This window comes from Trichococcus palustris (assembly GCF_900114465.1).
GTDB classification, from domain to species: Bacteria; Bacillota; Bacilli; order Lactobacillales; family Aerococcaceae; genus Trichococcus; species Trichococcus palustris.
The window spans coordinates 38,256-63,101 of record NZ_FOTD01000006.1; the positions used below are offsets into that span (position 1 = coordinate 38,256).

The window sequence follows — 24,846 nt, forward strand, 5'->3', positions numbered from 1 at the left end:
AAACAATGATACTTTTTTAGTGGAAGATTATGTTTTAGAACAGTGTTGTAAATATATTAACTTTTAAGGGGAGTCTTTTTGACTTACCTTAAAAGTTTTTTTATATGGGCAAAACATGAATAAAATTATTAATCTGATTCTTTACTAGTTTGCTTTCGTTGTTTACGATTTAAACTCATCATTTCGACTCCAAACTGCAACATTCTCGAACCAGCCTTTGGTACTATTGGTGGGTCTCTTCATCCCTTAATCTTTGAGTACAATCAAAAATCTTTTTTAAGGACCTCATCGTAATAAGCATTTCTTCCTCTGTTAATTCTTCTGTCACTAAATTCATCATAGCTTGAATTTCTGCATGAATCTCGGGAATAATCTCTTTAGCTTTTTCTGTTAGATATAAATTATAAGCCCTACTATTTCTTTCATCTTGCTCTTTATACACATAACCTAGCTCTATCAGTTTTGTAATGGTCCTCGCTGACATTGCCTTGTCATTCCCTATTTCTTTGCTCATTTTATTTTGGCTAATACCTTCATTTTTCTCTAAGATAAATAAATACGGACAAGAGCCACTGCTTAGTTCATATTTTTTTAAAGCCTTATCCAAATGAATTTGTATGTTTCTATAAATCTTACTATTGAGCTTTACGAAATGCATACTTTCTTTTTCCATAGTTATCACCACCTCTGCAACTAGTTGACTAGTCAACACTTATTGTATTACCCCCACGTTGACTAGTCAACACTTTTTGCAAAAGAAAATTTAGTAGGTTTCTTAAAAAAATAGAAAAAATCTGACTTTTACTCTATATATTTATCAAAAAAGCACCCTTCTCGTCCAGATTAGCGGACGGGAAGGATGCTTTCCAGCTATTTTTTTGTCTATTTTTCTTTACCCGAAGAATGCCAGCAACACACCGGCTGCCACGGCCGAGCCGATAACACCCGCCACATTCGGGCCCATCGCATGCATCAACAGATAGTTGGAAGGGTTGCTCTTGATGCCTACCTTCTGCACTACACGCGCTGCCATCGGAACGGCGGAAACACCGGCTGCCCCGATCAGCGGATTGATTTTCCCGTTGGTCAATTTGTACATCAATTTGCCCATCAAAACGCCGGCTGCGGTGCCGACCGAGAAGGCGAAAAAGCCCATCACGATGATTTTGAGGGTCGTGGCCGAGAGGAAGAGGTCGCCGTTCGCTTTCGCCCCGACGGTGACGCCCAAAATGATTGTGATGATATACATGAAGGAATTTTGCAGTGTGTCCGATAATTTAGGCACCTGACCGCTCTCGCGGACCAGATTCCCCAGCATCAACATGCTGATCAGGGATGTTGCGGAAGGCACGACCAGGCTGATGAAAATGGTCGTTACAATCGGGAACAACACCCTTTCCGCCTTGTTGACTACCCGCATTTGCTTCATTTCCGTCTGCCGTTCTTTTTCCGTCGTCAACAGACGCATGATCGGCGGTTGGATGATCGGAACCAAGGCCATATAAGAATAGGCGGCCAGAGCGATGACCGGCAGGAGGTGATTCGCCAATTTGGAAGTGAGGTAGATGGCGGTCGGGCCATCCGCCCCGCCGATGATGCCGACCGAAGCTGACTCCTGCGGCGTCATGCCCAATGCCAAAGCACCAAAAAAGGCGGCAAAAATACCGAACTGCGCTGCGCCTCCGAGCAGCAAGGTTTTCGGGTTGGCGATCAGCGGACCGAAGTCGGTGGCTGCCCCTAGACAAAGGAAAATCAACGGCGGATAAATGCCCAGATTCGTCCCTTGATACAGATAATAGAGCAGCCCGCCCGGCTGGCCATCTGCAGGTGCATTCATCAACCCAGCCAGCGGCAAATTGACCAATAGGATCCCGAAAGCGATCGGAATCAACAGATAGGGTTCATATTCTTTTTTGATGGCAAGATATAAGAATAAACATGCGATTGCAATCATAATGACTTCTTTATACGTTGTATTCGCGATTCCCGATGTCCGGATTAATTCTGTCAAAGCTTGTACCATGATGGTGCCCCCCTTCCTACAGAATCAACAGCAGCTGATCAGATTCGACTTTTTCGTTCGGTTTCACCAATATTTTCTGGATGACCCCGTCTACAGGTGCAACAATCTCATTTTCCATCTTCATGGCTTCCAACACGATCAGGTTTTCGCCGCGCTTCACGCTCTGCCCTTCCTTGACGAGTACCCGCAGAATGGTTCCCGCCATCGGGGCTGCCATTTCTTTTCCACTGGCGATTGGTTGCGATGGTTGGAAAACGTGCGGCTGTTTTTCCGACGTTCCCATTTCGGCATCATCCGGCAATTCCCGCACTTTCACTCGATAAATTTGGCCGTCGATTTCAATTTCATAGTTTTTCATAAAAAAACCTCCTAGAAATATTTTTTCCTGTTTCCTGACCGTCACTTGACGCGGACCACTTCCACAATCTCGAACTTTTTGGCGGGATGTTCTTCGTAAGCCATCACCAGCGCCGTAACGGCTGCCGCCTTCGCCCGTTTCTCATCCACAACTATATTCACTGTTGCATTTGGCGTCGCACTTGTCCGTTGAAGCTCTTTTTTATCGCTCATAGCCTTTTCTTCCGTCGGATCACCGACCAGTTTATGGGTCAGTTCGACCATGAACCATAGACAAGTCAAGACAACAAAAACAACCACCATCGCAACGACTGTGACGACCATGCCATCCATCAGACTAAATGTTTCCATCCGTTTCACCCTTCCCTCTATCTGCGGTACCGTGCTTGAATGCGGATGATATCTTCAGCAGCATCCCTATTTCCCTTGTCATCGTAAGAAATTGCTTTCGCTATTTTTTCCGGGGCATATTTTTCTTCCAGATAGGCTTTGCCTACTTGCGGGAACAAGGCATAGGTCAAAACGTCTTCGTCGTTCCGTGCCAAATCGCCCAATTCCGCTTTCAATTTTTCGAATTCCGGCTCCAGATGATTGGCGGGTCGGTCGGTGATCACTTCATCATCCCCAATGATCTGTAAGCGGAAAGCGCCATCGATTGGGACAGGCGTCTTCCCGTATTTCCCGCGCAGATAATCCTTCACTTCATTCGGAACCATTTTATAGCGTTCCCCTGTCAAGACGTTGAAGACCGCTTGCGTTCCGACCATTTGGCTCATCGGCGTCACCAAGGGCGGATAACCCAGATCCGCACGGACACGCGGCACTTCCCTCAACACCGCTTCGTATTTGTCGCTGGCTTTGGCTTGTTTCAATTGCGAATTCAAATTTGACAGCATGCCGCCGGGCACTTGATAGATCAAGGCTTTCGGATCGACGCCCATCATTTTCGGATCCAATTCCCCGGAAGCGAGGTATCGGTCCCGCACGGGTTTAAAGTAATCGGCGATTTCTTCCAGCTTAAAGACATTCAGGGCTGTATCATAGCCCAACTCCTCCAGCACCAATCCCATCGATTCGGTCGGCGGTTGACTTGTCCCTTCGGCGAAAGGTGAGATGGCACAATCGATGATATCCGCTCCGCCTTCAATCGCCGCCATATAGGTCATCTGCGAAATGCCGCTCGTTGCGTGCGTATGGATATTCAAAGGGACGTCGATGACCTTTTTGATGGCGGGAATGAGTTCCGCTGCTACCTTCGGCGTCAAGATGCCGGCCATATCCTTGATGCAGATGGAATCGGCTCCCATTTCCGCCAATTCTTCCGCAAGCGCCGTATAATAGGCGATTGTGTGGACCTCGCTGATTGTGTAGCAGATCGCCAATTGCGCATGGGCTTTATATTTTTTGACGGCCTGCAGGGATGCCTGCAGGTTGCGCGTATCGTTCAAAGCATCGAAAATGCGGAAGATATCGACCCCGTTTTCCACAGCCTTTTCCACAAACTTATCCACAATGTCATCGGCATAGTGCCGATAGCCGATCAGGTTCTGCCCCCGCAGCAGCATCTGCAGCTTGGTATGCGGCGCCCGTTTGCGGATTTCGCGCAGCCGTTCCCAAGGGTCTTCATGCAGAAAGCGGATGGCCGCATCATAGGTGGCCCCGCCCCAGCATTCGAGGGCATAATAGCCGGCTTCATCCATCGTTTCCACAATCGGCAGCATATCTGCAGTTGACATCCGGGTTGCCATCAAGCTTTGGTGGGCATCCCGCAAAACAGTTTCCGTAAAACGTACTTTGGTTCTTTCATCCATTCCGTCCACCCCTTGTATCATCACTCTATCGCCCTACCTTTTCCCAACGATTCCCTTAAACCCCTTGCGTTAAAGCGCTTACATTTAAATGAGAGCCATATTCCATCCATTCAGCAACCGGCTGCTTGGATGGAACGGAAATATAGTGATGCGTTTTTCATATATATATACATTATATACTATCTAGATAATTAATAAACAGATAATATCTACATATTATCTGTTTATCGGCGTTTTTCATCATATTTTATCGCTTTTATAAGCCAGCCTTGCTGTTTTTGAGTGTGTGCAGACTGTTCAGAATCAAGACGATTTTTCCGCTGCGGCTATTTCTTTGCTGTTTCGTCAACGATGTTTTGGACGCGCCCGACTTGGTCGCCTTCCGCCAACATGACTTTGATGCCATGGGGATGTTGCGCGCTGTTCGTCAGGAGGCGTTTGACATGCCCTCTTGTCAGTGTGCCGGTCCGTTGATCTTTTTTCAGCACGATGTCAACCAATGCCCCGATCTTTATGTTCTTTCTTTGTTTTCCATCCATTCGAATCCACTCCTTTTCGGTCCCCTCAGTATAACATATCCCGTCCGACAGTAGACTGAGAAAAACGCCCACACTGGCAATCGCTTGGATTGCCGATGGGGGCGTTGCCTTCTTGGTTAGGGTCAGTTTATTTTTCCGCTCAATGAAATGATTTCGTTGACGGCTTCATTCAGATACTGGATGGTATCATGCAACGGTTTGTCGGTCGTGATGTCCACCCCGGCCACTTTTGCGGCTTCCGCCGATTCCAGTTGGTCACCCAAAGCCAGGAATGCCAGCCATTGCTTCACGGCTGTCTCGCCTTCTTGTTTGATGCGCAGGAAAGCCTGAGTAGCGATGGTCAGTCCAGCCGAGTAGGTGTAGGAGTACAAGCCCATATAGTAGTGGATCTGGCGCATCCAGGTCAATTCCGCACCGGCATTGATTTCCACGGCATCACCCCAGAATTGCGCCAACACCGTCCGTTTGATTTCGCTCAGCTTCGCCGCATCGAAACTCTTGCCGTCATCGATCAAGGCGTAGACTTCGCGCTGATAGGCGGCTTCCAGCAAGTGCGTGATGAAATTATGGAAGTAGGTATCGGACAGCATCTTGGTCAATGCGAAGCGCTGCATCCGCACATCTGCGCTCTTGCGCGCCAACGAATCCGTCAGCAACAGTTCATTGAAGGTCGAAGGGGCTTCGATCAAATAAAGCGAAGGCTCCGCACCCAAGATGCTGTTGCTCTCGTTGGAAAGGATCATCTGCCCGGCGTGGCCCAACTCGTGGATCAGCGTGTAGACATCAGATAACTGGTCCGTCCATGACATCAGGATGTATGGGTGCTTTCCGTAAGGGCTGGTGCAGAAGCCCCCGGTGGATTTGCCTTTGTTTTGCACGAAATCGATCCAGCGCTCTGGATAAGCTTGCGCAATCATGGCGACGTATTCTTCCCCCAATAGGCTCAGCGAATCGTTCACCATTTCTTTGGACTTCTCGATCGTCACTTCCGGCGAATAATCCGGATCCAGCGCAATCTTCAGGTCGGCGTAGGTCATCCTGTCCAATCCGCGTACCTCTTTCAGATGCGTGATGTATTTTTGCATGACCGGCGCAAGGTCGTTCATGATCGTATCGATTTGGCGATTGTACAGCTCACGCGTCACTTCCTGTCCGTACAGCAAGTAATCGATGACGGAGTCGAAGCCGCGCATGGTCGCCAGCGTCTTCTCCTTTTGAACTTGTGTGTAGTAGGCGGTTGCGACCACATTCTGGTAGTCTCCCAGCACTTGCGAGAACGCATCGAAAGCTGCCCGGCGGACCGCCGTATCGTCATGATACATATAATAATCCTCATAGAGCACGAAACTCAACGGATATTCCTTCCCTCCGACCGTGAACGTCCCGAAATCCATATCAGCCAGACGCGCCTGTTCATAGATGTCGCTGGATGCATTCAGCGTAGGCGCCAATTGCGCCAACGCTTTTTCAACCGCAGGATCCAATTGGATTTGTTTATCTTTCTTGATGTGCCGCATATAAGAGGCGAATGCCGGCTCTTCCAGGACTACCTGATCGAGTATTGCCGTATCGCAGTCCATCAATTCCGACTCAAAAAAAGTCAGTTTGGCGTTGATGTCCGCCAAAGCATTAGCTACTTGACGGGACAGTTCGACATTGGCCGGATCGGTCAAATCGGTTGCTTCCGGTAGCATGGCGTAATGGTCCACCCACGAGACGGTCTGCGTGATCCCTTCGTATTCCTTCAAGGCCGCAACGATCGTTTTTGCATCCATCACATGCCCTTCATAGCTGGCGCAGAACTTTTCTGTCGCAGCCTTCAAACCTGCCAGCGCAGCCTCGAACTCCGCCCTTGTTTCATATAATGCCGTGACATCCCACGTCAATTCTGCCGTGACATCCGCCCGGTTCTTCAGTTCTTCATTTGCCATATATTTCTCTCTCCTTGAAATGATAGTGGACGTTACCGCAGACGGTTCCGTTCCTGATCAGTAAGTAGCCTCGATTTCTTTGACTCGGTCATACAGATACTGGTTGACCGGTGCATGCAGGTCGTATTTTTTCGTTTTCTTCAGCACCGTCCCAGAAAACAGTTCGACTTCCGAAGGGCGCTTCGCCAAGCCGTCCTGCCGCATCGAAGGCATGCCGGCCGGCGATAGCTTCCCGATGATCGCCAAGTCTTCTTCCAAATCCGCTTCCGTCAGGTTTACGCCTTCCTTTTGGGCGATCGGCAAGACTTCCCGCATGGCGGCGATCATCAATTCCCTTGAGGGACCTTCCACCTGGATATCGCGGAAAACGCCTTCCTTCACCATCAGCACTTGGTTGACCCCGACGTTCAGCATGAATTTCGCCCACATCCGGTGCATGATGTCGTCCTCCACCACATACGGCAAGGCCGTCTCCTCGAAGAAGGCCGTCACGGCATCCAGCCGTGCCTGTTTTTGAGGTTCGTCCTTATCGATGCCGATGCGCAATTCGCCGATGTGCACATAGTTCACTTCGTTTCCGCTGCGGAGTGCATCCATCCCTTGCGCGACGCAATGGACGATTTTTTCGCTGCCGAAGACATTCGCCAAAACTTCCTCGCTCGCTATCCCGTTCAGGACCGAAAGGATGGTCGTATCCGGCCCGATCTGATGCCGGGCCGTCTCAATCGCCGCATCCAGGTTCGTCCCCTTCACCGCGATGATGACCAGATCAGCCGGTTGCATCTCGGCGCGTTCATCGACATACTGGAATGCGCACTTCTCGCCGTTGCAGACGATGCCTTCCTTTTCGTACCGTTCCATCCGTTCCTTGTTCACGACGATGCGTACGCGGTCTTTGCCGATGGCTTTCGTGAAATGATGTCCATACAAAATGCCCAGTGCTCCCAACCCTACAATCGCTACGGTTTCTATCTTCAAAACATTACACCCTTTCTTTCCATGTTATCTTTGGCTGCAGTCTAGGCTTCCGCACGTTTGCAACTTTTCAAACTTTCAGCTTGTTTTTTTGGAGTTGCGCAATCAAATAAGGCAGATCGGTCTCAAATTGCAGTCCGTAGAAAGCCTCCACCCCGTTTCGGATGGTCCGCTCAATGACCTTGTTGTTGTAGCTGACGGCCGTCTCGGTCGCCACCGCCAACGGTTGTTTTTGGAATAAAAACCCCCCCACGACGCTGGTGAACAGATCCCCCGCGCCGTCGAAATGGCCCGGATAGGCTGGGGCAAAGAAATAATCAGCGGCTGCCCGTTCCTCGCTTGCGCATGCCGCGCCGATCGATCGGGCATCGAATGTCACGCCCGTCAAAATAACGGCCGATTGGCTCAATTGGCGCAGGCCGTCCAACAACGCTTCGATGTCGGACAGCCGATACGGTTTGGTCAGACAAGGCTGCTGCATCAAGAAACAGGCCTCCGTAATGTTTGGCACGATGACGGTTGCTTCTTTGCAGAGTTCCGCCATCGCCTCCACGTATTCCTGCGTGAAGCCGGGATAGAGGACGCCTTGGTCAGCCATGGCCGGATCCAAAACAATCTGCGCGTCTTCTTTTGCGAATTCTTTGATGATCCCCTTCACCAATTCGATTTGCGAATGGGATCCCAAGTAGCCGATCAGGATGCCGTCGAATAGGATGCCCAAGGATTTCCAATGGCGAAGGATATTTCCCATCTCTTCCGTCAAGTCCAGAAAGGTATAGTCGGCGAACGGTTGACCGGTATGGGTGGACAAAAGCGCTGTCGGCAAAATGCTTACCCAATTATCCAGGCAGCTCACAACCGGAACCGCAACGTTCATCGAAATGCGGCAGCTGGCAGAAATATCTTGAATGAGTAGTACTCTCGGTTGCTTCAAATGATCACACCTCTTTTTCATAAAAATCCATTGCATCCATTTTATCATTTTTTTCAATAAATGCTTCATTTACAGAACAATTTGTAGGAATGTTAATCTCTTCCAAGAAAGGAATGCCTTTCTTGCGCAAAAAGTATATAATGAGAAAATAATGAGTGGAGGAATGAAGATGGAGAATAAAAAGACAAATACGTTCAAAATAGTGCTGATTGCTTTGTTCATGGCATTGACCGTCGTGATGACGATGCTGTTCCGCATCCCGATACCGTTCGGCTATGTGAATTTGGGCGATGCGACGCTGTTGTTGGGCGGATTGGCCCTGGGCGGCAACGCGGGATTCTTTATCGGCGGCCTCGGGAGCGCCTTGGCTGATCTACTGTTGGGATACGCCAGTTATGCCCCGATCACCCTGATCGTCAAAGGCTTGGAAGGCTTCCTCTGCGGCTGGCTGTTCAAGAAAATGCGCCATCAAAAGCCGTTGGTTGCCACTGTCATACCGGGCATCTGGATGGCGATCGGCTACTTCATCGGGGATACCATCCTCTTCGGTGTCGGTGCCGCTATCGGCTCTTTCCCGTTGAACCTCGCGCAAGGTCTTGTGGGTGCCGGTCTTTCAGTACTGTTGTACAAAATGCTGAAACCTACCCTTGATAAAAGATTTACTAAACAATAAACGGTTCGATAAGATTTGCGGCCGGCGGAGAAATCCGCCGGTTTTTTTGTTTTGCTCTTGCGGTTCCCGATGATGTTCCTCATCGGGAACTCCACGACGAATGTTCCCGGCTTTCCCGGCGGAGGCCAGTTCACCGGGAAAGCCAATCCGATATCACTTCATATTACCGGTGAACACGGCTTCGCCGGTAATTCAACATGCTTTTCGCCTGCAGTTCCCGGCGAGGTAGATTTTTATCAATTTCTACATTCAATTGACATAAACATACAAGCTTTATGCTCGCCGATACGGAATGCCTCAAAACAAAATAAAAAATTGTCTAACACCTTATCCTATCAAAAAAACCCATCCTTTTCGAATGGGTCCCCAAAATATTAAAACAGCAGATAAGCCAGCAACGGGATCGTTATGACGGACAACATTGTCGACAGGAAGACGTATTTGGTCGCGAAGGCCGTGTTTCCGCCGTATTGCGTGGACAGTGCCACCGCCATGGCCGGACCCGGCATGGCTGCGATGATGACGAGGATGCCCAGCATGATCGGATTTGTCAAAAAGCCCTTCGTAGCCCACCACAGGAACAATGGGACCACAACCATCCGGAAGATGGCGAAGGCGTAGATTTTCATCCCCTTGAAGGCATCTAATATCTTGATGTCCGCCAACGATGAACCAATGATGATCATGGCCAGCGGGGAAGTGATGTTCCCGATGCTTGTGGCCGTATCCATCACCAACGCAGGCAGCTTGATGTCAAAAAGAAAAATGAAGACGGCAAAAACCGAGGCCACGTTGCCGGGGTTCAGGGCGATGGCCTTCCAGTTCGCCTTCGATTTTTGGGATCCCTTCGTGATAAGATAGATCCCATAAGAATAGATCAACAGGTTATTGGGTATGCCGTAAAGGGAAGCATAGAACAAGGCTCCGGTTCCGAAAATCGCCTGCACAACGGGCAAACCCATGAAACCGTTGTTCGTGAATACCGTCAAAAACTGCAGAATCCCCTCCGTATCCGCATCTGTGCGAAAAAGCTTCGGGGTGAACCTAGACAAAATGACGGAGAAGAAATACATCAAGGTGGCCGTCAGCAAGACAAAGAGCGTATCCGCCTTGGTTCCGAATTCCCCTGCCCCTTCCACCGAAGAGATCACCAGCGCCGGAACCGTCACATAGGCGATCAACGCCGCGAAATTTGCATTCGCATGCTTATTAAATACCTTCTTTATCGTCGCAATATATCCCACCAACATAATCAGCACCAGCATGATCATCCGGCTGAAAACTACCGTAACATCCAAAAAAACGCCTCCTCTTTTTAACCCACTACCAATTAATCTCTATCCTAAATAGTAACACACTTTGTGCTCGAATATGGTGTCCAAATCAGCCCAACCCGCACCGGTTGATTGGGCAATCGTGACAGAAAACATCAAAAAAAGATACTTCCTGGATTGGACGCCATAAGCGCATCATCCAGGAAGTATCTTTAATATTCCATTGCATCAGAGCCCTGATTCGTGCTCCGCCAATTGATAATTTTTCGGATCGACGCGTTGCAGCAACGGTTCCTCCCTGTCGGCGACCATGAAATAGAGTTCATGCATCGCGCGGGTGCAGATGGTGTAGACGATCTGCAGTTCATTGTCGATGACGTTTTGGCTCGGATATTGGCAAAGGGCGAACACCACGTCGAATTCCAACCCTTTCGCGAGTTGCGCCGGAATGACGATGACCGGATGATGGCTGTTGTCCGTATCCCGTTGCACCGATCTGAAGGCGATGTCCGCTTCCGCAAGCTCATCACTGAAGCGCTCGGCTTCGGCGTAGTTCTTGCCGATGAAGGCGACACGCAAGCCGGCCGCTGTGCTCTCCTCCACTTTCCGTTTCACGTAGTCCATATAGTCCCCTTGTCCCTCGGTCTGGATCACGACCGGTTTCTGGCCGGAACGGATATAGTTGCCCGCAGGTATTTCGTGCTCGATGAAGCTGTTCGAAAACTGGACGATTTCATTGGTCGAACGATAGCTGGTCAGCAGCTGGAACGAGCGGAACGAGTCATCGGCGAAGATTCTCTTCAGATCCTCGAAGGACATCCGTTTCATCAAGATATTCTGGTTCAGGTCCCCGCTCATCACGAACCGCGCAGTCGGATAGGAATCTTTCAGCATCTGCAATTGGAACGGCGAAAAATCCTGCACTTCATCCAGACAGATGTACTTATATTTCTTGGCGCTTGTCGGCCCCTTCAGCAAGCGAACGAGCGTGTCATACGCATCCATGTCTTCCAACAACAGCTGTCTGGCTTTCACATGATTCGCCACGATCGCGATATGCTCTTTCCAGTCGGCTTCATTCAAGCCGAAGTCGCTCAGGTTGACAAGCTTAGGCACGGCTTTCAGGAAATGGATATATTGACTTTGGTAGCGGACGAAGGCCAGCGCTTCGATTTTTTGCTCGATCGGTTCAAACGCCGTATCGATGATCTGTTCCGCAAGCTCATCCTCCGCCGCCTTCTTATTCCGCGACTGCAGTTCATAATGGCGCAGATTTCGGTTGGAAAGGTTCATTATCGCTTCTTCGACCCATACCGCCCGCAGCTGATCCACTTTGATGAGATTGATTTTGTGCAAGAGCTTGTTCTGCAGAATCAACAGTTTGCTGGCCAACGAGCCTTCGCTGTCGATGCCATAGAACAGCGCGGCGATTTCTTCCTTGGAGATGAGCACCTCATCCTGGAAACGGATGTCCGCGAAGCGCATGTACCGTTTCTTCAACACGGCCGCGTATCTCTTCAGCGCCTCATAGAAGGCCAGGCTGTCCTTCAGCAGCGCCACATTCGTCAGCCTTTCGTCTTGATGGGACACAAGCTTGAACTGCGGGACTTTCCGTTTCATGAAATCCTTGAAGGTTGTGCTGTCCACGTTCAGCTCACCCAATGCAGGCAACACCTGGGAAATGTACTCCTGGAAAATTTTGTTGGGCGAGAACAGGACAATCTCTTCTGCCGTCAATTGGTCGCGGAAGGCATAGAGCAGATAGGCGATTTTTTGCATCAAAACCACAGTCTTGCCTGATCCGGCGACGCCTTCGATCAAGGTGACAGCTTTTCTTGTCTCCCGGACGATCTGGTTCTGTTCCCTCTGCAATGTCGATACGACCGCACCCATTTGGTAGGAGGAATGTCCTTCCAGCACTTCCAACAGATAAGGGTCGCCCATGACGTTGTCGGTGTCCAGCATCCGCACGATTTCGGCATCACGGATCAAAAATTGGCGTTTCAAGTCGATTGTGAAAGCCAGAGACTGCTGACCGACCTTGATTTTGACGTCATCGCCGATGTTTCCTTCATAGTAGAGCGAGGCGATCGGTGAACGCCAATCGACGACCAGATTATCGTTCTCTTCGAACAACGAACCGATGCCGATGTAGATGGTTTCCTGGCCGTCTTCGTCATGGTAATCGATGCGGCCGAAATAAGGCGCCGCCTGCATCTTTTCCAGGATGGCCACGCGGTTGTTGCTGTTGATCAATTCTTTGTCCCGGATCATCAGATCCTTTTCGAATTCGCGCAGCTCGCCAGCCGATTCCCACATGCTTTCGGTTGAACCTTGGCTGATCTTTATTTCCTTGGATAATTTCAATTGTTGTCTTTGCTTCTTCGTTTTCACTTCTACTTGTTCTTTTAAACGGGTCCATTCATTTTTGATGATCTGAACGACACGGTATACTCTTTCTTGTTCTGTTGCTTGATCTTTTTCCAACAAGACAACACCCCTTTCTTCAGAAGAAAACTGCAATGACAATGGATTTTCTTCACTTCGCTAAAATTACGGCCTTTAGCAGTATACCACCTGAAAAGGAATCTGGCTATGCGGAGCGTATTTTGGGATACAATAGGCTACTACTTCATGCGAATCATTTTGCGACATGAAAAAGGGACGCAGCGGTTGGCATGCGTCCGGATAAAGGCTAAAATAGCTCATCGGCTCAAGCTTGCAATAAAATTGATGGTCGTGGCGATGATGGTCGTCCCGAAAACAAAGGACAGCAGCGCGTGCCCCAATGCCATTTTCCGGAATGCAGTATTCGTCAAAGCGGTGTCCGAAACCTGATAGGTCATCCCGATGGTAAAAGCCAAATAAGCGAAATCTGAAATTTTAGGCTGTTCAGTCCCCTGGAATTCGATGCCGCCGTTCACACCCTTATAGTACAGCTCCGCATAACGCAGCGTATACAGGGCGTGTACGGTCGCCCAAGAGGTGACGATGCTGAAAAGGCCAAAACCGATGTCCAGAAAATTTGCCCCCTTGCTCGTCAATAAGAACGCAACCGCCCCAATGCTGATCAGACTGGCAATCAGAACGATGAAATCGATCGTGGTATACGTGATATCTTCTTCTTCCACCATGGTTTCCGTTGCGGCCGCTTCACTCCCACGGAAGTCTTGCCACAGCATATACAGCAAAATTACGGCCGCACTGTCCCAACCGATCAAGGGGGCCAGCTCCCATCTCAGGAAAAATCCCCCGGCAAGGCCCGCGAGCACGCCTATGATAAACGCAATCAAGAAACGCGTCTTTTTTTTGCGGATATCCTTTCCATCTGGATGGCTGCCTTTTGCCGCTTGTCTCGTCTCTCCCATATATACGCTCTCCCTCCGCCGAAACCCGATTGGCTTCGTGCTGCATTCTTTATTTTTCATAACAGCATTATACCACTTACCAGGAAGCCTTTTCTATCGAGAGTGATTAATTTGAAAGACTGGATTAACAGCCGGACAATTTGGAGTATAATAAAAAATGCAATACAGATTGAGCAGCATTTGATCCTGCTTACCTGAAAATGAGAAAAGGAGCGATATCATGCTAAAAGAAATTAAAAACCAGGCAGCCGCCATCGCCACGGAATTGATCGATGCAGCGCAGCTGCGAAGCGGGCAGATCGTTGTGGTCGGTTGCTCCTCCAGCGAAGTTGGCGGGCATCAAATCGGGAGCGATTCAAGCCCCGAAATCGGCAGAGCGCTTTTCGAAGCGCTGCATGCCGTCTTCTCCGAAAAAGGTATTTACCTTGCGGCGCAATGCTGCGAACATCTGAACCGCGCCATCATCATCGAAGCGGAGGCTGCCACAGGTCTGGAAATCGTAAATGTCGTTCCCAAACCGAAGGCTGGCGGCTCCTTCGCGACTGCCGCCTACAAGGGCTTCCACCATCCCGTGGCGCTGGAAGAAATCAAGGCGGACGCGGGCATCGACATCGGCAATACCTTGATCGGGATGCACTTGAAGAAGGTGGCTGTTCCCATCCGCCTGACGCATGGCCGCATCGGCGAAGCCCCCATCACTGCCGCACGGACCCGCCCCAAATACATCGGCGGCAGCCGCGCTGTGTATGACGATTCCTTGAATTAACGGTACCAGGAATTCTGTGATAATGAGAACAAGATTAAGAAAAAAGGATAGAACGCTGAAATTCCGATTGACACAAGCGCTCCCATTTGATAGAGTTAAAGGAACAAAATATTCGATACAATATGAAGAAGAGGCCGCGGTTAACAATCAGTAAGGGATTCCCCGAAAGGTGTTGCCGCCGAAATACAAGCTATTGGGGCCAACGTTGAATAAACTTGGCACTGTCAAACAAAGCCGCCCAGCTTTGTTTGGTGCGCTTCTCATATTGGGGGCTTTTGGTAAATTACAAATTGGATGGAGCGGCTTTCGCCGTCTTATCCTCTTTTGGAGCGACTATGAGACCACATTCTCATAGTCGTTTTTTGTCATTGTGCCTATCTGTCGCAAAAGAAACATATTCAAGGAGGAGATTTTATAATGGCTATTTTTGAAGGTTCCGGATGTGCAATAGTTACGCCGTATAAAGATACGGAAAATCAAGAAATCAATTACGAAGTGTTGGAGGAATTATTGGAGTTCCACATCGCGAACGGCACGGATGCCATCATCATCGCAGGTACGACAGGAGAAGCTTCCACCCTGACCGATGAAGAACAGTTAGAGCTGATCCGATTCACTGTCGAAAAAGTGAACCATCGCATCCCCGTCATCGGCGGTGCCGGCAGCAACGACACGAGACACGGCGTCATTTTGACGCGTGAAGTAGAGAAAACGGGTGTGGATGCGATCTTGTCCGTGACGCCGTATTACAATAAAACGAACCAACAAGGATTGATCGAGCACTATACCGCCATAGCCAACAGCGTGAAAGTTCCCATCATCCTTTACAATGTCCCTGGCCGTACCGGCATGAACATCGAACCACAAACATTGGTGGAACTGGCAAAAATCGACAACATCGTCGCTTTGAAGGATGCTACCGGGAACTTTGGACAGGCCGTCGACAACTTGAGCTTATTGGGTGATAGCATGGATATGTATACCGGTAACGACGATACCATCATCCCGTTTATGAGCCTGGGCGCAAAAGGGGTCATCTCCGTTTTGGCCAACATCGCTCCCAAAGCGACAGCCGAAATGACGCACCTCTTCCTGAACGGCGACGTCAAACAGGCTGCCGCGATGCAAGCCGAATACAAAGAATTGATCGACTGCCTTTTCATCGAACCCAACCCGATTCCGGTGAAAGCCGCGTTAGGATTGATGGGCTTCAACGTTGGACCTTTCCGTCTTCCTTTAGCCCCCCCTAGCCCAGAAACAATTGAGCGTTTGTCAAAAGCGATGAAAAAAGTCGGCTTGATTTAGACCATATTTTATTTTATTGCGAAAAAAGCCTGACATTCCGTTTTGGAATGCCGGGCTTTTTTTCCGTCCTTATTTTCCCTTGTTCTTCCTCATCTGCTGTCTGCCGGCCAGTCTAACGACCAGATTGCGCGGCGCCAGCTTGGAGGATAGAGCCGCAACTTTGAGCAGCAGTGTCGGAACGATGATGCGCTTTTTCTTGAACATGTTGTCCAAACCGTAGCTCACGCAGTATTCCGCGGTGATGCCCTTCAACCCGAAGGACACATCCGCCACTTGGTCGAATTCGGTATCGACCGGACCCGGGCAAAGGGCTCCGACGTACACATGGCTCTTCTCGTTCGCGAGTTCCTCCGCAATGGCGGAGGTGAAGCTGGTCACATAGGCTTTTGTCGCATAATAGGTTGCCATATAGGGGCCCGCCGGCATCAGCCCGGCAACGGAAGCCACATTCAGGATATAGCCCGCATCACGCGCCATCATGTCCGGCAAGAATTTTTTGGTGAGGATATGGACGGCTTTGATGTTGACGTCGATCATATCCAATTCTTTTTCGAGGCTGGTGGAACTGAAATCGCCGAAATCGCCGAAACCGGCGCAATTGATCAGGATGTCGATCTGTCTCCCCTTCGTCTGTTCATACAGGTCCAGGCATTCCTCCTCCTTGGAAAGATCCGCCGTGATGATGGCGCAGTCCGTCTGCAAGGCTTGGCTGAGCTTCTTCAGTCGCTCTTCCCGTCTGGCTACCAGAATCAAGTCGTAGCCCTTTTCGCTTAATTGTTTGGCGAATGCCGCTCCTATACCCGAGCTTGCACCCGTGATGAGAGCTGTTTGTTTTCCCATTCCGCTTCCTCTTTTCTTCATTTTTTTCTAGATATTCATTCGTTTCTGCCATTCTACCCAAATGTCACCGCCTTGGAAAATCAGGATCAGGCTGAGCATCGCCGCGCTCATCCCCACCGATATCCACGAGGGTAACGGCTGGGTGACCCAGTCAAGGAGCAGGAATAGAGCGGGGAAAAGTCCGATCAAGGCGGCTGCCAACAAATACAGGACATAATCGCCGACGCTGAGCCTCACCACACGAACGGCGATGAACAGCGCCACTAGCGCAAAGCTGCAGACGATCGGCACGACGTAGGTCGTCGACCACCCCTCCCAGCCGGTCGCATAGTCCCAATAGACGCAAAGGAGGGATATGGAGACGATCAAATAGACGATCCCCTTCGCGATGTTGCGCCGTTTCCGGATGAGGATCAGCACCACCAGCCACATGCTCATCACGCCGAACAGAAGGAGACGGAGCCCCTCCAGTTTATCCCTCAACAGCATGTCCACAACGAAGTAAGCCACAATGAGGATGAGCGATAGCCACGTCAATAAACTCATCACATATTGCTTGTTGAAGCGCAACGGAATATCCGGATAAGGGTTTGGAACGGTCACCTCCGCTTCCGTATCCAAGGACCGCTGGCAAAGAGGGCAGCTATCCCAATCGCCCTTGATGTCCACCCGGCAATGTTCACAATGTCTCATGTTCCACCCCTCCTAATTCGGCACTGGTTACCTTATTGGCTGCGACGGTCACGGACACACCGGCTTCCGTCAATATGATAGCGAATTGTTCCTGGATGTTCGTTTCGACGAAAGGCGAGGTAAAGCACACGGTTAAGTGTTCCCCGTGGCTCAGCGCACAGAACTGCGGTCTCACCGCTGCAGTCTGCAGATAGAGCCGTTGGACGTAGCCGTCGATCGGCTCCGGCAAAGAAACCCTCCCCAGATTCGAAATCGCCACCGTAAGATTCCGGTTATTGAAAAGATTCACTAGCCTCAGGATGATATCCTTGATGGGCCGGATGATGATGCGGGTGAAAGGATTGTACTCGAACGCAATCAGCCGATTCAATTTGTTTTCCAAACTTGCAGGGGTGATTTGTCCTTGGAACTGCTCCTTGAGCGTCGCGCAGATCGCCGCCAGACTGTCGTCTCCCGTTTGGCCATAGGTGTAGGCCAAACGTGTCGTGCTGAAGAAATTCCGTGCCGAATGGGAAGGATAGAACTGGCGCAAATTGATCGGGACCGATACTGCAATCGTCCGCGCCTTCTTCGGATGGGGATTGGTCCTGCGGGTGGCCTCGATGAAGACGGCCGTCAAATACATCGTCAGCGTCGTCTGCTGTTCACGTGCTAGCTGCAGAACGGCCTTGACCGGCATCTCCATTTCGATCACATGGGGGCGGTTATCGGGCGTCTTCTTCCCGCGGACCCGATAGACGCGTTCCTTGCGTTGGTTTTCCAAAGGGAACGGATCCAAATAACGCGTCGCCTTTTCACCGTAGCTCACAGCCAGTTTCCCAGCCTTCGTCAAGGCCCGGATGGCTGATTGCGCCTCTTCGGAGAAGTTTTGCTTCCCTTTGCGGAAATAATGGGCAAAGCTGTCTTCCGACTGTTCTTTCAACCGATCCCTTTCCTTTTGATCCATGCCCCCGAAATTTTCGGGATAGCGCAGCATGGCATATTCATTCAACAGATCCTCGAAAAACCACAGCGCACCCGTTCCATCCGACAAGGCATGGAATACTTCCAGGTGGATCCGGTTACGATGATAGACGACGCGAAACAGCAGTTCCTTGCGGTCAAAATGGTACAGCGCTGCGCAAGGCGGTTGCAGATCCGGGCGAACCACCGGCTTCAGGTCGCTGTCTTCCAAGTAATACCAAAAAAAGCCCCGGCGCAGCACACTGTGGTACAGAACGTATTGTTCATAGGTTTTATCCAATGCTTGTTGCAACAGCCCGGGATCAACCGCATCCCCCATCGCTGCGCTCAGACGAAACACTTTCGTATCGCTGGCGGTCATCGCGGCGAGAAAAATATTGGATGCATTATCGAGCCGTACCCAATTTTTCCGTTTCATCCTGTTCCCTCCTTCTATTTTTCCTCGCCCGTTCCTTCTTCCTGTTCTCCGTTCAAAAAGGCATTGATTTGCTGATAGGCCTCCACGACGGAATGCACAAACTTCGGATAGACGATGAAGCCGTGCACACTCCCGTTGATACGATGGATTTTCACTTTATTGCCGGCTTTTTGCAGGGCAGCACCGTATGCCTCTCCCTCATCGCGCAGGGGATCGAATTCGGCTGTTATCACCAATGTGTCCGGTTGTCCGGAAAGGTCCCTTGCCATCAAAGGGGCAATATAAGGATTTTCGCGGTCGCAGCCTTCCGGCACATACAGCGTCATGTATTCCTCCACCTTTTTCGACGTCAGCCCATAATCATAGCCATTTGTGCGGATAGACTCAAACGGGGAATCCTCCGTGTGGTCCCAATACGTCACGGGATACAGCAGAATCTGTTTTGCCGGCACAAGCTGCCCCCTATCACGCAGCAACAAAGAAACGGCTGCCGCCAAATTCCCGCCCGCGGAATCACCGATCAAGGTCAATTGCGATACATCCTTCAGTCCGCTGAGCTCCAAATGGGTAAGCAGAACTTCCGCTACGCGATAACAATCATCCAGGCCTGCCGGATATGGATGTTCCGGAGCCAACCGATAATCGACGGAATAGACGACCCTTCCCGTCAGGTCCGCCATGTTGGTACAGGCATTCGTGTACGTTTCGATATCCCCGATCACCCAGCCGCCGCCATGGAAAAACAACAAAGCATCTTGATGCAGCTGTTCCTTCGGATAAAATACCCGCACCGGAATGTCATGCGAACGATCCTCTGAATAGATTTTCTGATCAAAAATGATATATCCCTTTTTCGGCTTTGGCGCCAATATGCGCTGCAGTTTCCGTACTTTCGGATAATCCTCCTCCATATTGATCTTCGGCGAAGAAGCCACCTTCAGCACAAACTTGAATAGTCGATTCATCACTTTTCTCCTTCTGCAGCAACTTGCTTTTTTTCAATTGTTCTGCGCTTGCATCGCTCACGGGCATTTCCCGCAAACAAGCCTACTCATCCTCATTATATCATAGGAATACCGCCAACAACGCACTTAGTAATTCACGAGCTTGTCTCAGCTACGGAGAGCAATGCGCGAATGCAGCTGGCTTACCTTATTTATCTTCAAACCGACAGCGCTGAAGAAGGAAGCGGACACCACAATAAAGCCGTGAAGAATCTTGCCGTCCGTGAATGGGATTGCCCGGAATGCCACACCCACCATGACCGGGATCTGAACGCAAGTATCAATATCAAGAATGAAGCCTTAAGGCTTCTAACCGCAGGAATCTGCGGGGATAGCCTACTCAATTAACCGGGGGATACTTCGGTGTTCGTAGGAATCCTCCACCTCTAAGCGAATGCGTAGGTGGGGGTAGTTCAATTGACTGAATTCCCAATGGCGTAGCCACAAAAAATCACCCCTCGAGGTATCCATCAAGCTGCGGTCATTATTTATTTGCGTTTTTCGAGAGCGTTTGCGGAGTAATCGCAAAGCATTAGTGCTATATTATCTGTAAGAGATCCTCCATCCTATGTTGTTTCTGAAGGTTTTCCGGATTTCCCTAAAATACTGTGAGGAGTTGGAATCATGAATGAAAAGCAATTCGATATTATGAAAAATGGCAAAGGTTTTATCGCGGCATTGGATCAAAGCGGCGGCAGTACGCCGAAAGCATTGGCATTGTATGGTATTCTAGAGAATTCCTATTCCAACGAAGAGGAGATGTTCACGCTCGTCCATATGATGCGGACACGCATCATCACCTCACCCGCTTTCACTTCCGAACATATTCTGGGCGCCATCCTGTTTGAGCAGACGATGGACCGCAAAGTGGAAGGCCTGTATACCGCCGATTACCTGTGGGAAAAGAAAGGCATCGTCCCCTTCCTGAAAGTCGATAAAGGGCTGGGCGAATTGGCGGATGGCGTGCAATTGATGAAACCCAATCCAGAATTGGCTGACCTGTTGACGCGGGCAAAAGAAAAAAACATCTTTGGTACGAAGATGCGCTCGGTCATCAAGGAAGCGAATCCTGAGGGCATCAAAAAGGTCGTTGTCCAACAATTCGAGGTCGGCAAACAGATCATCGCGGCCGGTCTGGTTCCCATCATCGAACCCGAAGTGGATATCCACAGTGTGGATAAAGAAAAATCGGAAGCAATTCTGAAAGCGGAACTTTTACGCCATCTGGACTCCTTGAGCGAAAATGAACCAGTCATGCTGAAGTTATCCATACCGACTGTGGACAACTTCTATGCCGAACTCATCAACCATCCCAAAGTCCTCCGCGTGGTCGCTCTTTCCGGCGGTTACACGATGGAAGAGGCGAACGAAAAATTGGCCCGCAACCACGGCCTGATCGCCAGCTTCTCGCGGGCGCTATCGGAAAACCTGAGCGCCAATCAAAACGATGAGGCCTTCAATGAAGCGCTCAAAGAGGCCGTCCAAAAAATCTATGCTGCATCCATCGCGTAAAAAATGATCAAAAAACAGTACGGGAACTCATTCGGGTTCCCGTACTGTTTTCGTTTTTATCCGCAAAAGCCCATCATCACTTGAACCAACCCTTTTTCCGGATCCAAAGGTACATCGAAACCCCGATGATACCCATCAAGCCCAGTGCAAGAAAATACCCGTATTGCCATCGCAATTCCGGCATATTCTGGAAATTCATGCCGTATATACCGGCAAGCAGCGTCAACGGGGAAAAGATCGACGTGATGATGGTGAGGATTTTCATGACGTTATTTGTTTGATGCGAATTCATCGAGAGATAGCTGTCCCTCATATCGGTGGTGACTTCCCGGTTCGACATGATCAATTCGGATACCTTCAGCAGATCGTCATGGATATCGGAAAAATAGGCCCTTCTTCTTTTCACGCCCTCCAGATGTTGGGAATTCAGCATGCGGTAAAGCAGATCGCGCATCGGATTGACGGTCTGCATCAGGCTCAACAGCATGTGCCGGATGTCGAACAATTTGGGCATGACATCATTAGTCGCTTTTTTCTGTGTGTTGTCCTCGATGTTCGCCAATTCCACTTCGATTTGATAAATGATCGGAAAATAGTTGTCCACAATCTTATCCAGAATCTTATAGAAGACATGATGCGTATCCCATTGCTCGCTATTTTTTTGCGACAACAACCGTTCCCAAACATAGTCGACTTCCTGGGATGGGAAAAGATGGAACGTGACGATAAAGTTATCCGAGACAAAAAAATCCAGTTCTTCTTTGACGATATCCTTCTCTTCTTCCCGGACATGATGGGTGATGTAAAACGTATAATCGTCGTAATAATCCAGTTTAGGGCGTTGAATCATCTGCAGACAGTCTTCAATGGCCAGCGGGTGAAAGTGGAACGTGTCCGCCAAATGCTTCACTTCTTCGTCGGTGGGCTCACCGAAATCGACCCAAACCCATTTATATTTTGAGAACGCCGCGGTATCGATAGGCACATCTTTCTCCAACTGATTTTCATTCGTAATGCCGATAACATTTATCATAATATGGACACCTCTTCGTAGAGTAACTTTACCGTCAAGTATACGTCAACCTCCGACACTTATCCACAACCAGCCTTTTTAGGTGCGACAGAAAGACTGCCCGAAACGAAAAAAAGAACCCACCCCGAAGGATGAGTCCTGGCCTTTAGTTTGCCTTTTGCTCTTTGTCGAAAGCGTTGATGGCCATCGCCACTAACACGATAAGGAAACCATAGAAGAAGATGCTATGGATACCCGCATAGAGGATCCCCCTCACTGTCGGCAGGAGCGTCGGATCCAGGTTGACCGCCGTCAAAGGATTGATCAGTTGGTTCATCATTTCGTCCGTTATTTTGGTTCCTGACACTTTCTGGCCTGCGATAAGCTGTGCCATCTTGTTGTTCAATACGATGCCGTAGATGGATACCATGACCGTCTGCCCCAGGATCCGGAACAGAGTGTTGACGGATGTCGCTATCCCGATCTGTTCCCTCGGCACAATATTCTGTACGGTAACCGTTGTTGTCGTGATCGTCAACCCCATCCCCAAACCAATCAAGGCGGTGATGAACAGGAAGACAAAGAACGGCGTTGCAATCGGCAAGATGCCCAGCAATAGCGCGCTTGCCGCTATGATCGCCAAACTGCCCGCCAAGATGTGCTTGACCGCATGCTTCAACAGGAATCGGCTGGCAAAAAAGGAGCCTACCATCCAAGTCAAGGACATCGGTGTTATCGCAAAGCCGCCCATGGCCGCCTTCAAACCCTTGATGCCCTGCATCCACATCGGTATGTAGATGTCGGCACCCAGCAAAAAACCGCTGACCAGTGCCGCTGCCGTATTTTGGATGACGAAGGTCCGGCTGCTGAACAAACCCAAAGGAATGATCGGGTCGGCTGCCCGTCTTTCCGCAAAGAGGAAGACTGCACTGCACAACGCCGCCGCTGCGAACCAGCTGACGCTCTCCGTCGAAAGACGACCGTTGTCGCCGACGACTTGGATCCCGTACAGGATGCTCAACAGCACCCCCATCAAGGAGAAGCTTCCCAGGTAGTCGACCGGCTTCTTCTCGAAGGTGTAATCCTCGTGGAAGAACAGACTGACCAACAGTACCGCCGCCAAACCGACCGGAATGTTGATATAGAAAATCCAATGCCAACTCCATTGATCAACGATGAAGCCTCCCAGCAGCGGTCCTAAAATGCCGGCGATGCCCCAGGCCGCACCATTCAGCCCCATTATTTTTGCACGCTTCTCAAACGGATAGATGTCCGCAATGATCGTCGAAGTGACCGGCATGATGGCGCCCGCACCGATTCCCTGCACCGCCCGGAAGGCGATCAACTGCCCCATCGATTGGGACAGGCCGCAGAGGGAAGAACCTATGATGAAGATAAGCAATCCTGCGATGAAGACAGGCTTCCTCCCGATCATATCCGATAATTTACCGTAGATGGGCGTCATCAGTGCACTTGTCAATAAATAAATGGAAAATACCCAGTTCATGATGGCTATCCCATTCAAATTTCCGATGATGGTCGGCATCGCCGTTGAAACGATCGTCCCCTCGATGGCCGACATGAATGTTGCGACGAATATCGCCAATGTCACCAGCGCAACATTCGTTTTTTTCTGTTTGTTTTCCACTGCTTCCTCCTGGCTGCCTCTCGCGTCAAGAGAGTGATTTTTTTGAAAATTGCATTCCATTTATATTGCAAACTCCAATTATTATATCACACAAGTTCCGTGAAAGGACAACCGGGAAAAGCCCTGTTCCCTCTACCGCCGCGCGACTGTGCCGATACTAAGCGGTTATGCCGCAGTTTCCAACACTTTTTCATATGCCAAACGCAGATCGCCACTCGCCAAGAGAATATTCCCGCAATAGTGATATCCCGCTTTTTGCAGAGCGCGCTGCATGCTCTTGTTTTCCGGGTGCGTATCGATGCGCATGCTCTTGAACCCGTTCTTCAATGATTCTTCCCCCGCGAATGCGATGATTTTCCCCACTATCCCTTTTCCGCGCAAATGCCCATTGATCGCAACCCGATGGATGACACTATACGAATTATCCGTCAGCCACTCCCCATCGTAGATGGTCACATATGTCGGATCTACACCGTAGAATAAGCCGAAGGTAGCCAACAGCTCACCCTCCTCTGTATAGACATAACTGTTGCCGCCTGCTATATCCTGCAGGATGATTTCTTCATTCGGATAGCCGCTTTGCCATTGGTCTATCCCTCTCTCCTTCAATGAACGTTTTGCGTCATTTATGATTTCCATTATTTTTGGCATATCCTCGGGTGTTGCTTTTCTGATCATCTCTTCACCTACTATTCAATAATATCTACAGTATACAAAAAATACTTCTCCTTGTATAACGATGGGCTCTACAATTCCCGAACGATACCGGGGCCGAAAAAAAGAGCCCCTCCCGAAGGAGT

The 24,846-nt window shown here is 49.8% G+C and carries 23 protein-coding genes, 1 pseudogene and 1 riboswitch; of the genes and pseudogenes, 5 read left to right on the top strand and 19 right to left on the bottom strand.

Annotation, left to right across the window (positions count from 1 at the left end):
* Positions 1 to 223: 223 nt before the first annotated feature.
* The 9 genes from BM101_RS05575 to BM101_RS05615 form a co-directional block, all read right to left on the bottom strand.
* Positions 224 to 673, bottom strand: a complete 450-nt coding sequence (locus tag BM101_RS05575) for a MarR family winged helix-turn-helix transcriptional regulator (RefSeq protein ID WP_087033258.1) — start codon at positions 671 to 673, stop codon at positions 224 to 226.
* Between the two features lie 219 nt (positions 674 to 892).
* The gene (locus BM101_RS05580; protein ID WP_087033257.1) at positions 893 to 2,023 is read right to left on the bottom strand and encodes a sodium ion-translocating decarboxylase subunit beta; all 1,131 of its coding nucleotides are present in this window, start codon (positions 2,021 to 2,023) and stop codon (positions 893 to 895) included.
* A gap of 16 nt (positions 2,024 to 2,039) precedes the next feature.
* On the bottom strand, positions 2,040 to 2,381 hold the full coding sequence (locus tag BM101_RS05585) for a biotin/lipoyl-containing protein (protein ID WP_087033256.1): 342 nt from the start codon (positions 2,379 to 2,381) through the stop codon (positions 2,040 to 2,042).
* 41 nt (positions 2,382 to 2,422) lie between these two features.
* On the bottom strand, positions 2,423 to 2,731 hold the full coding sequence (locus tag BM101_RS05590) for an OadG family transporter subunit (protein WP_087033255.1): 309 nt from the start codon (positions 2,729 to 2,731) through the stop codon (positions 2,423 to 2,425).
* A gap of 17 nt (positions 2,732 to 2,748) precedes the next feature.
* Entirely contained in the window at positions 2,749 to 4,191 is a 1,443-nt protein-coding gene (locus BM101_RS05595) for an oxaloacetate decarboxylase subunit alpha (protein WP_087033254.1), read from the bottom strand.
* 326 nt (positions 4,192 to 4,517) lie between these two features.
* A complete protein-coding gene (locus tag BM101_RS05600) occupies positions 4,518 to 4,730 on the bottom strand; it encodes a YwbE family protein (protein ID WP_087033253.1) in 213 nt (70 codons plus the stop codon).
* Between the two features lie 122 nt (positions 4,731 to 4,852).
* A complete protein-coding gene (gene pepF, locus BM101_RS05605; RefSeq protein WP_087033252.1) occupies positions 4,853 to 6,661 on the bottom strand; it encodes an oligoendopeptidase F in 1,809 nt (602 codons plus the stop codon).
* Positions 6,662 to 6,718: 57 nt separating this feature from the next.
* The gene (locus BM101_RS05610; protein WP_087033251.1) at positions 6,719 to 7,639 is read right to left on the bottom strand and encodes a ketopantoate reductase family protein; all 921 of its coding nucleotides are present in this window, start codon (positions 7,637 to 7,639) and stop codon (positions 6,719 to 6,721) included.
* Positions 7,640 to 7,706: 67 nt separating this feature from the next.
* Positions 7,707 to 8,570 (bottom strand): pyridoxamine kinase, encoded by an 864-nt coding sequence (locus BM101_RS05615; RefSeq protein WP_087033250.1) that lies wholly within the window; start codon positions 8,568 to 8,570, stop codon positions 7,707 to 7,709.
* 169 nt (positions 8,571 to 8,739) lie between these two features.
* Between BM101_RS05615 and BM101_RS05620 the strand changes: the two genes are divergently transcribed.
* On the top strand, positions 8,740 to 9,243 hold the full coding sequence (locus tag BM101_RS05620) for an ECF transporter S component (RefSeq protein WP_087033249.1): 504 nt from the start codon (positions 8,740 to 8,742) through the stop codon (positions 9,241 to 9,243).
* 374 nt (positions 9,244 to 9,617) lie between these two features.
* Here BM101_RS05620 and BM101_RS05630 read toward each other — a convergent pair whose 3' ends face one another.
* The 3 genes from BM101_RS05630 to BM101_RS05640 form a co-directional block, all read right to left on the bottom strand.
* On the bottom strand, positions 9,618 to 10,541 hold the full coding sequence (locus BM101_RS05630) for an AEC family transporter (protein ID WP_087033247.1): 924 nt from the start codon (positions 10,539 to 10,541) through the stop codon (positions 9,618 to 9,620).
* 204 nt (positions 10,542 to 10,745) lie between these two features.
* The gene (gene helD / locus BM101_RS05635; RefSeq protein ID WP_245825746.1) at positions 10,746 to 13,007 is read right to left on the bottom strand and encodes an RNA polymerase recycling motor HelD; all 2,262 of its coding nucleotides are present in this window, start codon (positions 13,005 to 13,007) and stop codon (positions 10,746 to 10,748) included.
* Positions 13,008 to 13,222: 215 nt separating this feature from the next.
* Positions 13,223 to 13,885 carry a DUF1345 domain-containing protein gene (locus BM101_RS05640; RefSeq protein ID WP_177194405.1) on the bottom strand — a complete coding sequence of 221 codons (663 nt, stop codon included), beginning with the start codon at positions 13,883 to 13,885 and terminating at the stop codon, positions 13,223 to 13,225.
* 220 nt (positions 13,886 to 14,105) lie between these two features.
* Between BM101_RS05640 and BM101_RS05645 the strand changes: the two genes are divergently transcribed.
* On the top strand, positions 14,106 to 14,651 hold the full coding sequence (locus BM101_RS05645; RefSeq protein ID WP_087033245.1) for a TIGR01440 family protein: 546 nt from the start codon (positions 14,106 to 14,108) through the stop codon (positions 14,649 to 14,651).
* A 120-nt stretch (positions 14,652 to 14,771) separates the two neighbouring features.
* Positions 14,772 to 14,918, top strand: a riboswitch (Lysine riboswitch).
* A gap of 150 nt (positions 14,919 to 15,068) precedes the next feature.
* Positions 15,069 to 15,956: a 4-hydroxy-tetrahydrodipicolinate synthase gene (gene dapA / locus BM101_RS05650; RefSeq protein ID WP_087033244.1), complete on the top strand. Its 888-nt coding sequence runs from the start codon at positions 15,069 to 15,071 to the stop codon at positions 15,954 to 15,956.
* A gap of 69 nt (positions 15,957 to 16,025) precedes the next feature.
* Here dapA and BM101_RS05655 read toward each other — a convergent pair whose 3' ends face one another.
* Genes BM101_RS05655 through BM101_RS05670 form a run of 4 tightly spaced genes read right to left on the bottom strand, consistent with a single transcriptional unit; the run spans position 16,026 to position 19,835 of the window.
* Positions 16,026 to 16,796, bottom strand: coding sequence for an SDR family NAD(P)-dependent oxidoreductase (locus BM101_RS05655; RefSeq protein WP_087033243.1), 771 nt, complete (start codon positions 16,794 to 16,796; stop codon positions 16,026 to 16,028).
* 27 nt (positions 16,797 to 16,823) lie between these two features.
* The gene (locus BM101_RS05660) at positions 16,824 to 17,489 is read right to left on the bottom strand and encodes a DUF6320 domain-containing protein (protein ID WP_087033242.1); all 666 of its coding nucleotides are present in this window, start codon (positions 17,487 to 17,489) and stop codon (positions 16,824 to 16,826) included.
* Positions 17,476 to 18,870 carry a DUF167 domain-containing protein gene (locus BM101_RS05665; protein ID WP_087033241.1) on the bottom strand — a complete coding sequence of 465 codons (1,395 nt, stop codon included), beginning with the start codon at positions 18,868 to 18,870 and terminating at the stop codon, positions 17,476 to 17,478. The genes BM101_RS05660 and BM101_RS05665 overlap by 14 nt, the downstream gene beginning before the upstream one ends.
* 14 nt (positions 18,871 to 18,884) lie before the next feature.
* Complete coding sequence (locus BM101_RS05670) at positions 18,885 to 19,835, bottom strand: alpha/beta hydrolase (RefSeq protein WP_087033240.1); 951 nt, start codon at positions 19,833 to 19,835, stop codon at positions 18,885 to 18,887.
* Positions 19,836 to 20,087: 252 nt separating this feature from the next.
* On the opposite strand from BM101_RS05670, the pseudogene BM101_RS14605 reads away from it, so the two are divergent.
* Together BM101_RS14605 and BM101_RS05680 are read left to right on the top strand one after the other, a co-directional pair.
* Positions 20,088 to 20,222: pseudogene (locus tag BM101_RS14605) on the top strand (zinc ribbon domain-containing protein); the annotation flags it as partial.
* A gap of 276 nt (positions 20,223 to 20,498) precedes the next feature.
* Entirely contained in the window at positions 20,499 to 21,386 is an 888-nt protein-coding gene (locus tag BM101_RS05680; protein WP_087033239.1) for a fructose bisphosphate aldolase, read from the top strand.
* 76 nt (positions 21,387 to 21,462) lie between these two features.
* On the opposite strand, the gene corA is transcribed toward BM101_RS05680, so the two are convergent.
* The 3 genes from corA to BM101_RS05695 form a co-directional block, all read right to left on the bottom strand.
* Positions 21,463 to 22,419: a magnesium/cobalt transporter CorA gene (corA, locus tag BM101_RS05685; RefSeq protein ID WP_087033238.1), complete on the bottom strand. Its 957-nt coding sequence runs from the start codon at positions 22,417 to 22,419 to the stop codon at positions 21,463 to 21,465.
* Between the two features lie 145 nt (positions 22,420 to 22,564).
* Complete coding sequence (locus BM101_RS05690; protein WP_087033333.1) at positions 22,565 to 24,046, bottom strand: MDR family MFS transporter; 1,482 nt, start codon at positions 24,044 to 24,046, stop codon at positions 22,565 to 22,567.
* 165 nt (positions 24,047 to 24,211) lie between these two features.
* Positions 24,212 to 24,724: a GNAT family N-acetyltransferase gene (locus BM101_RS05695; RefSeq protein ID WP_087033237.1), complete on the bottom strand. Its 513-nt coding sequence runs from the start codon at positions 24,722 to 24,724 to the stop codon at positions 24,212 to 24,214.
* Between the last annotated feature and the right edge of the window lie 122 nt (positions 24,725 to 24,846).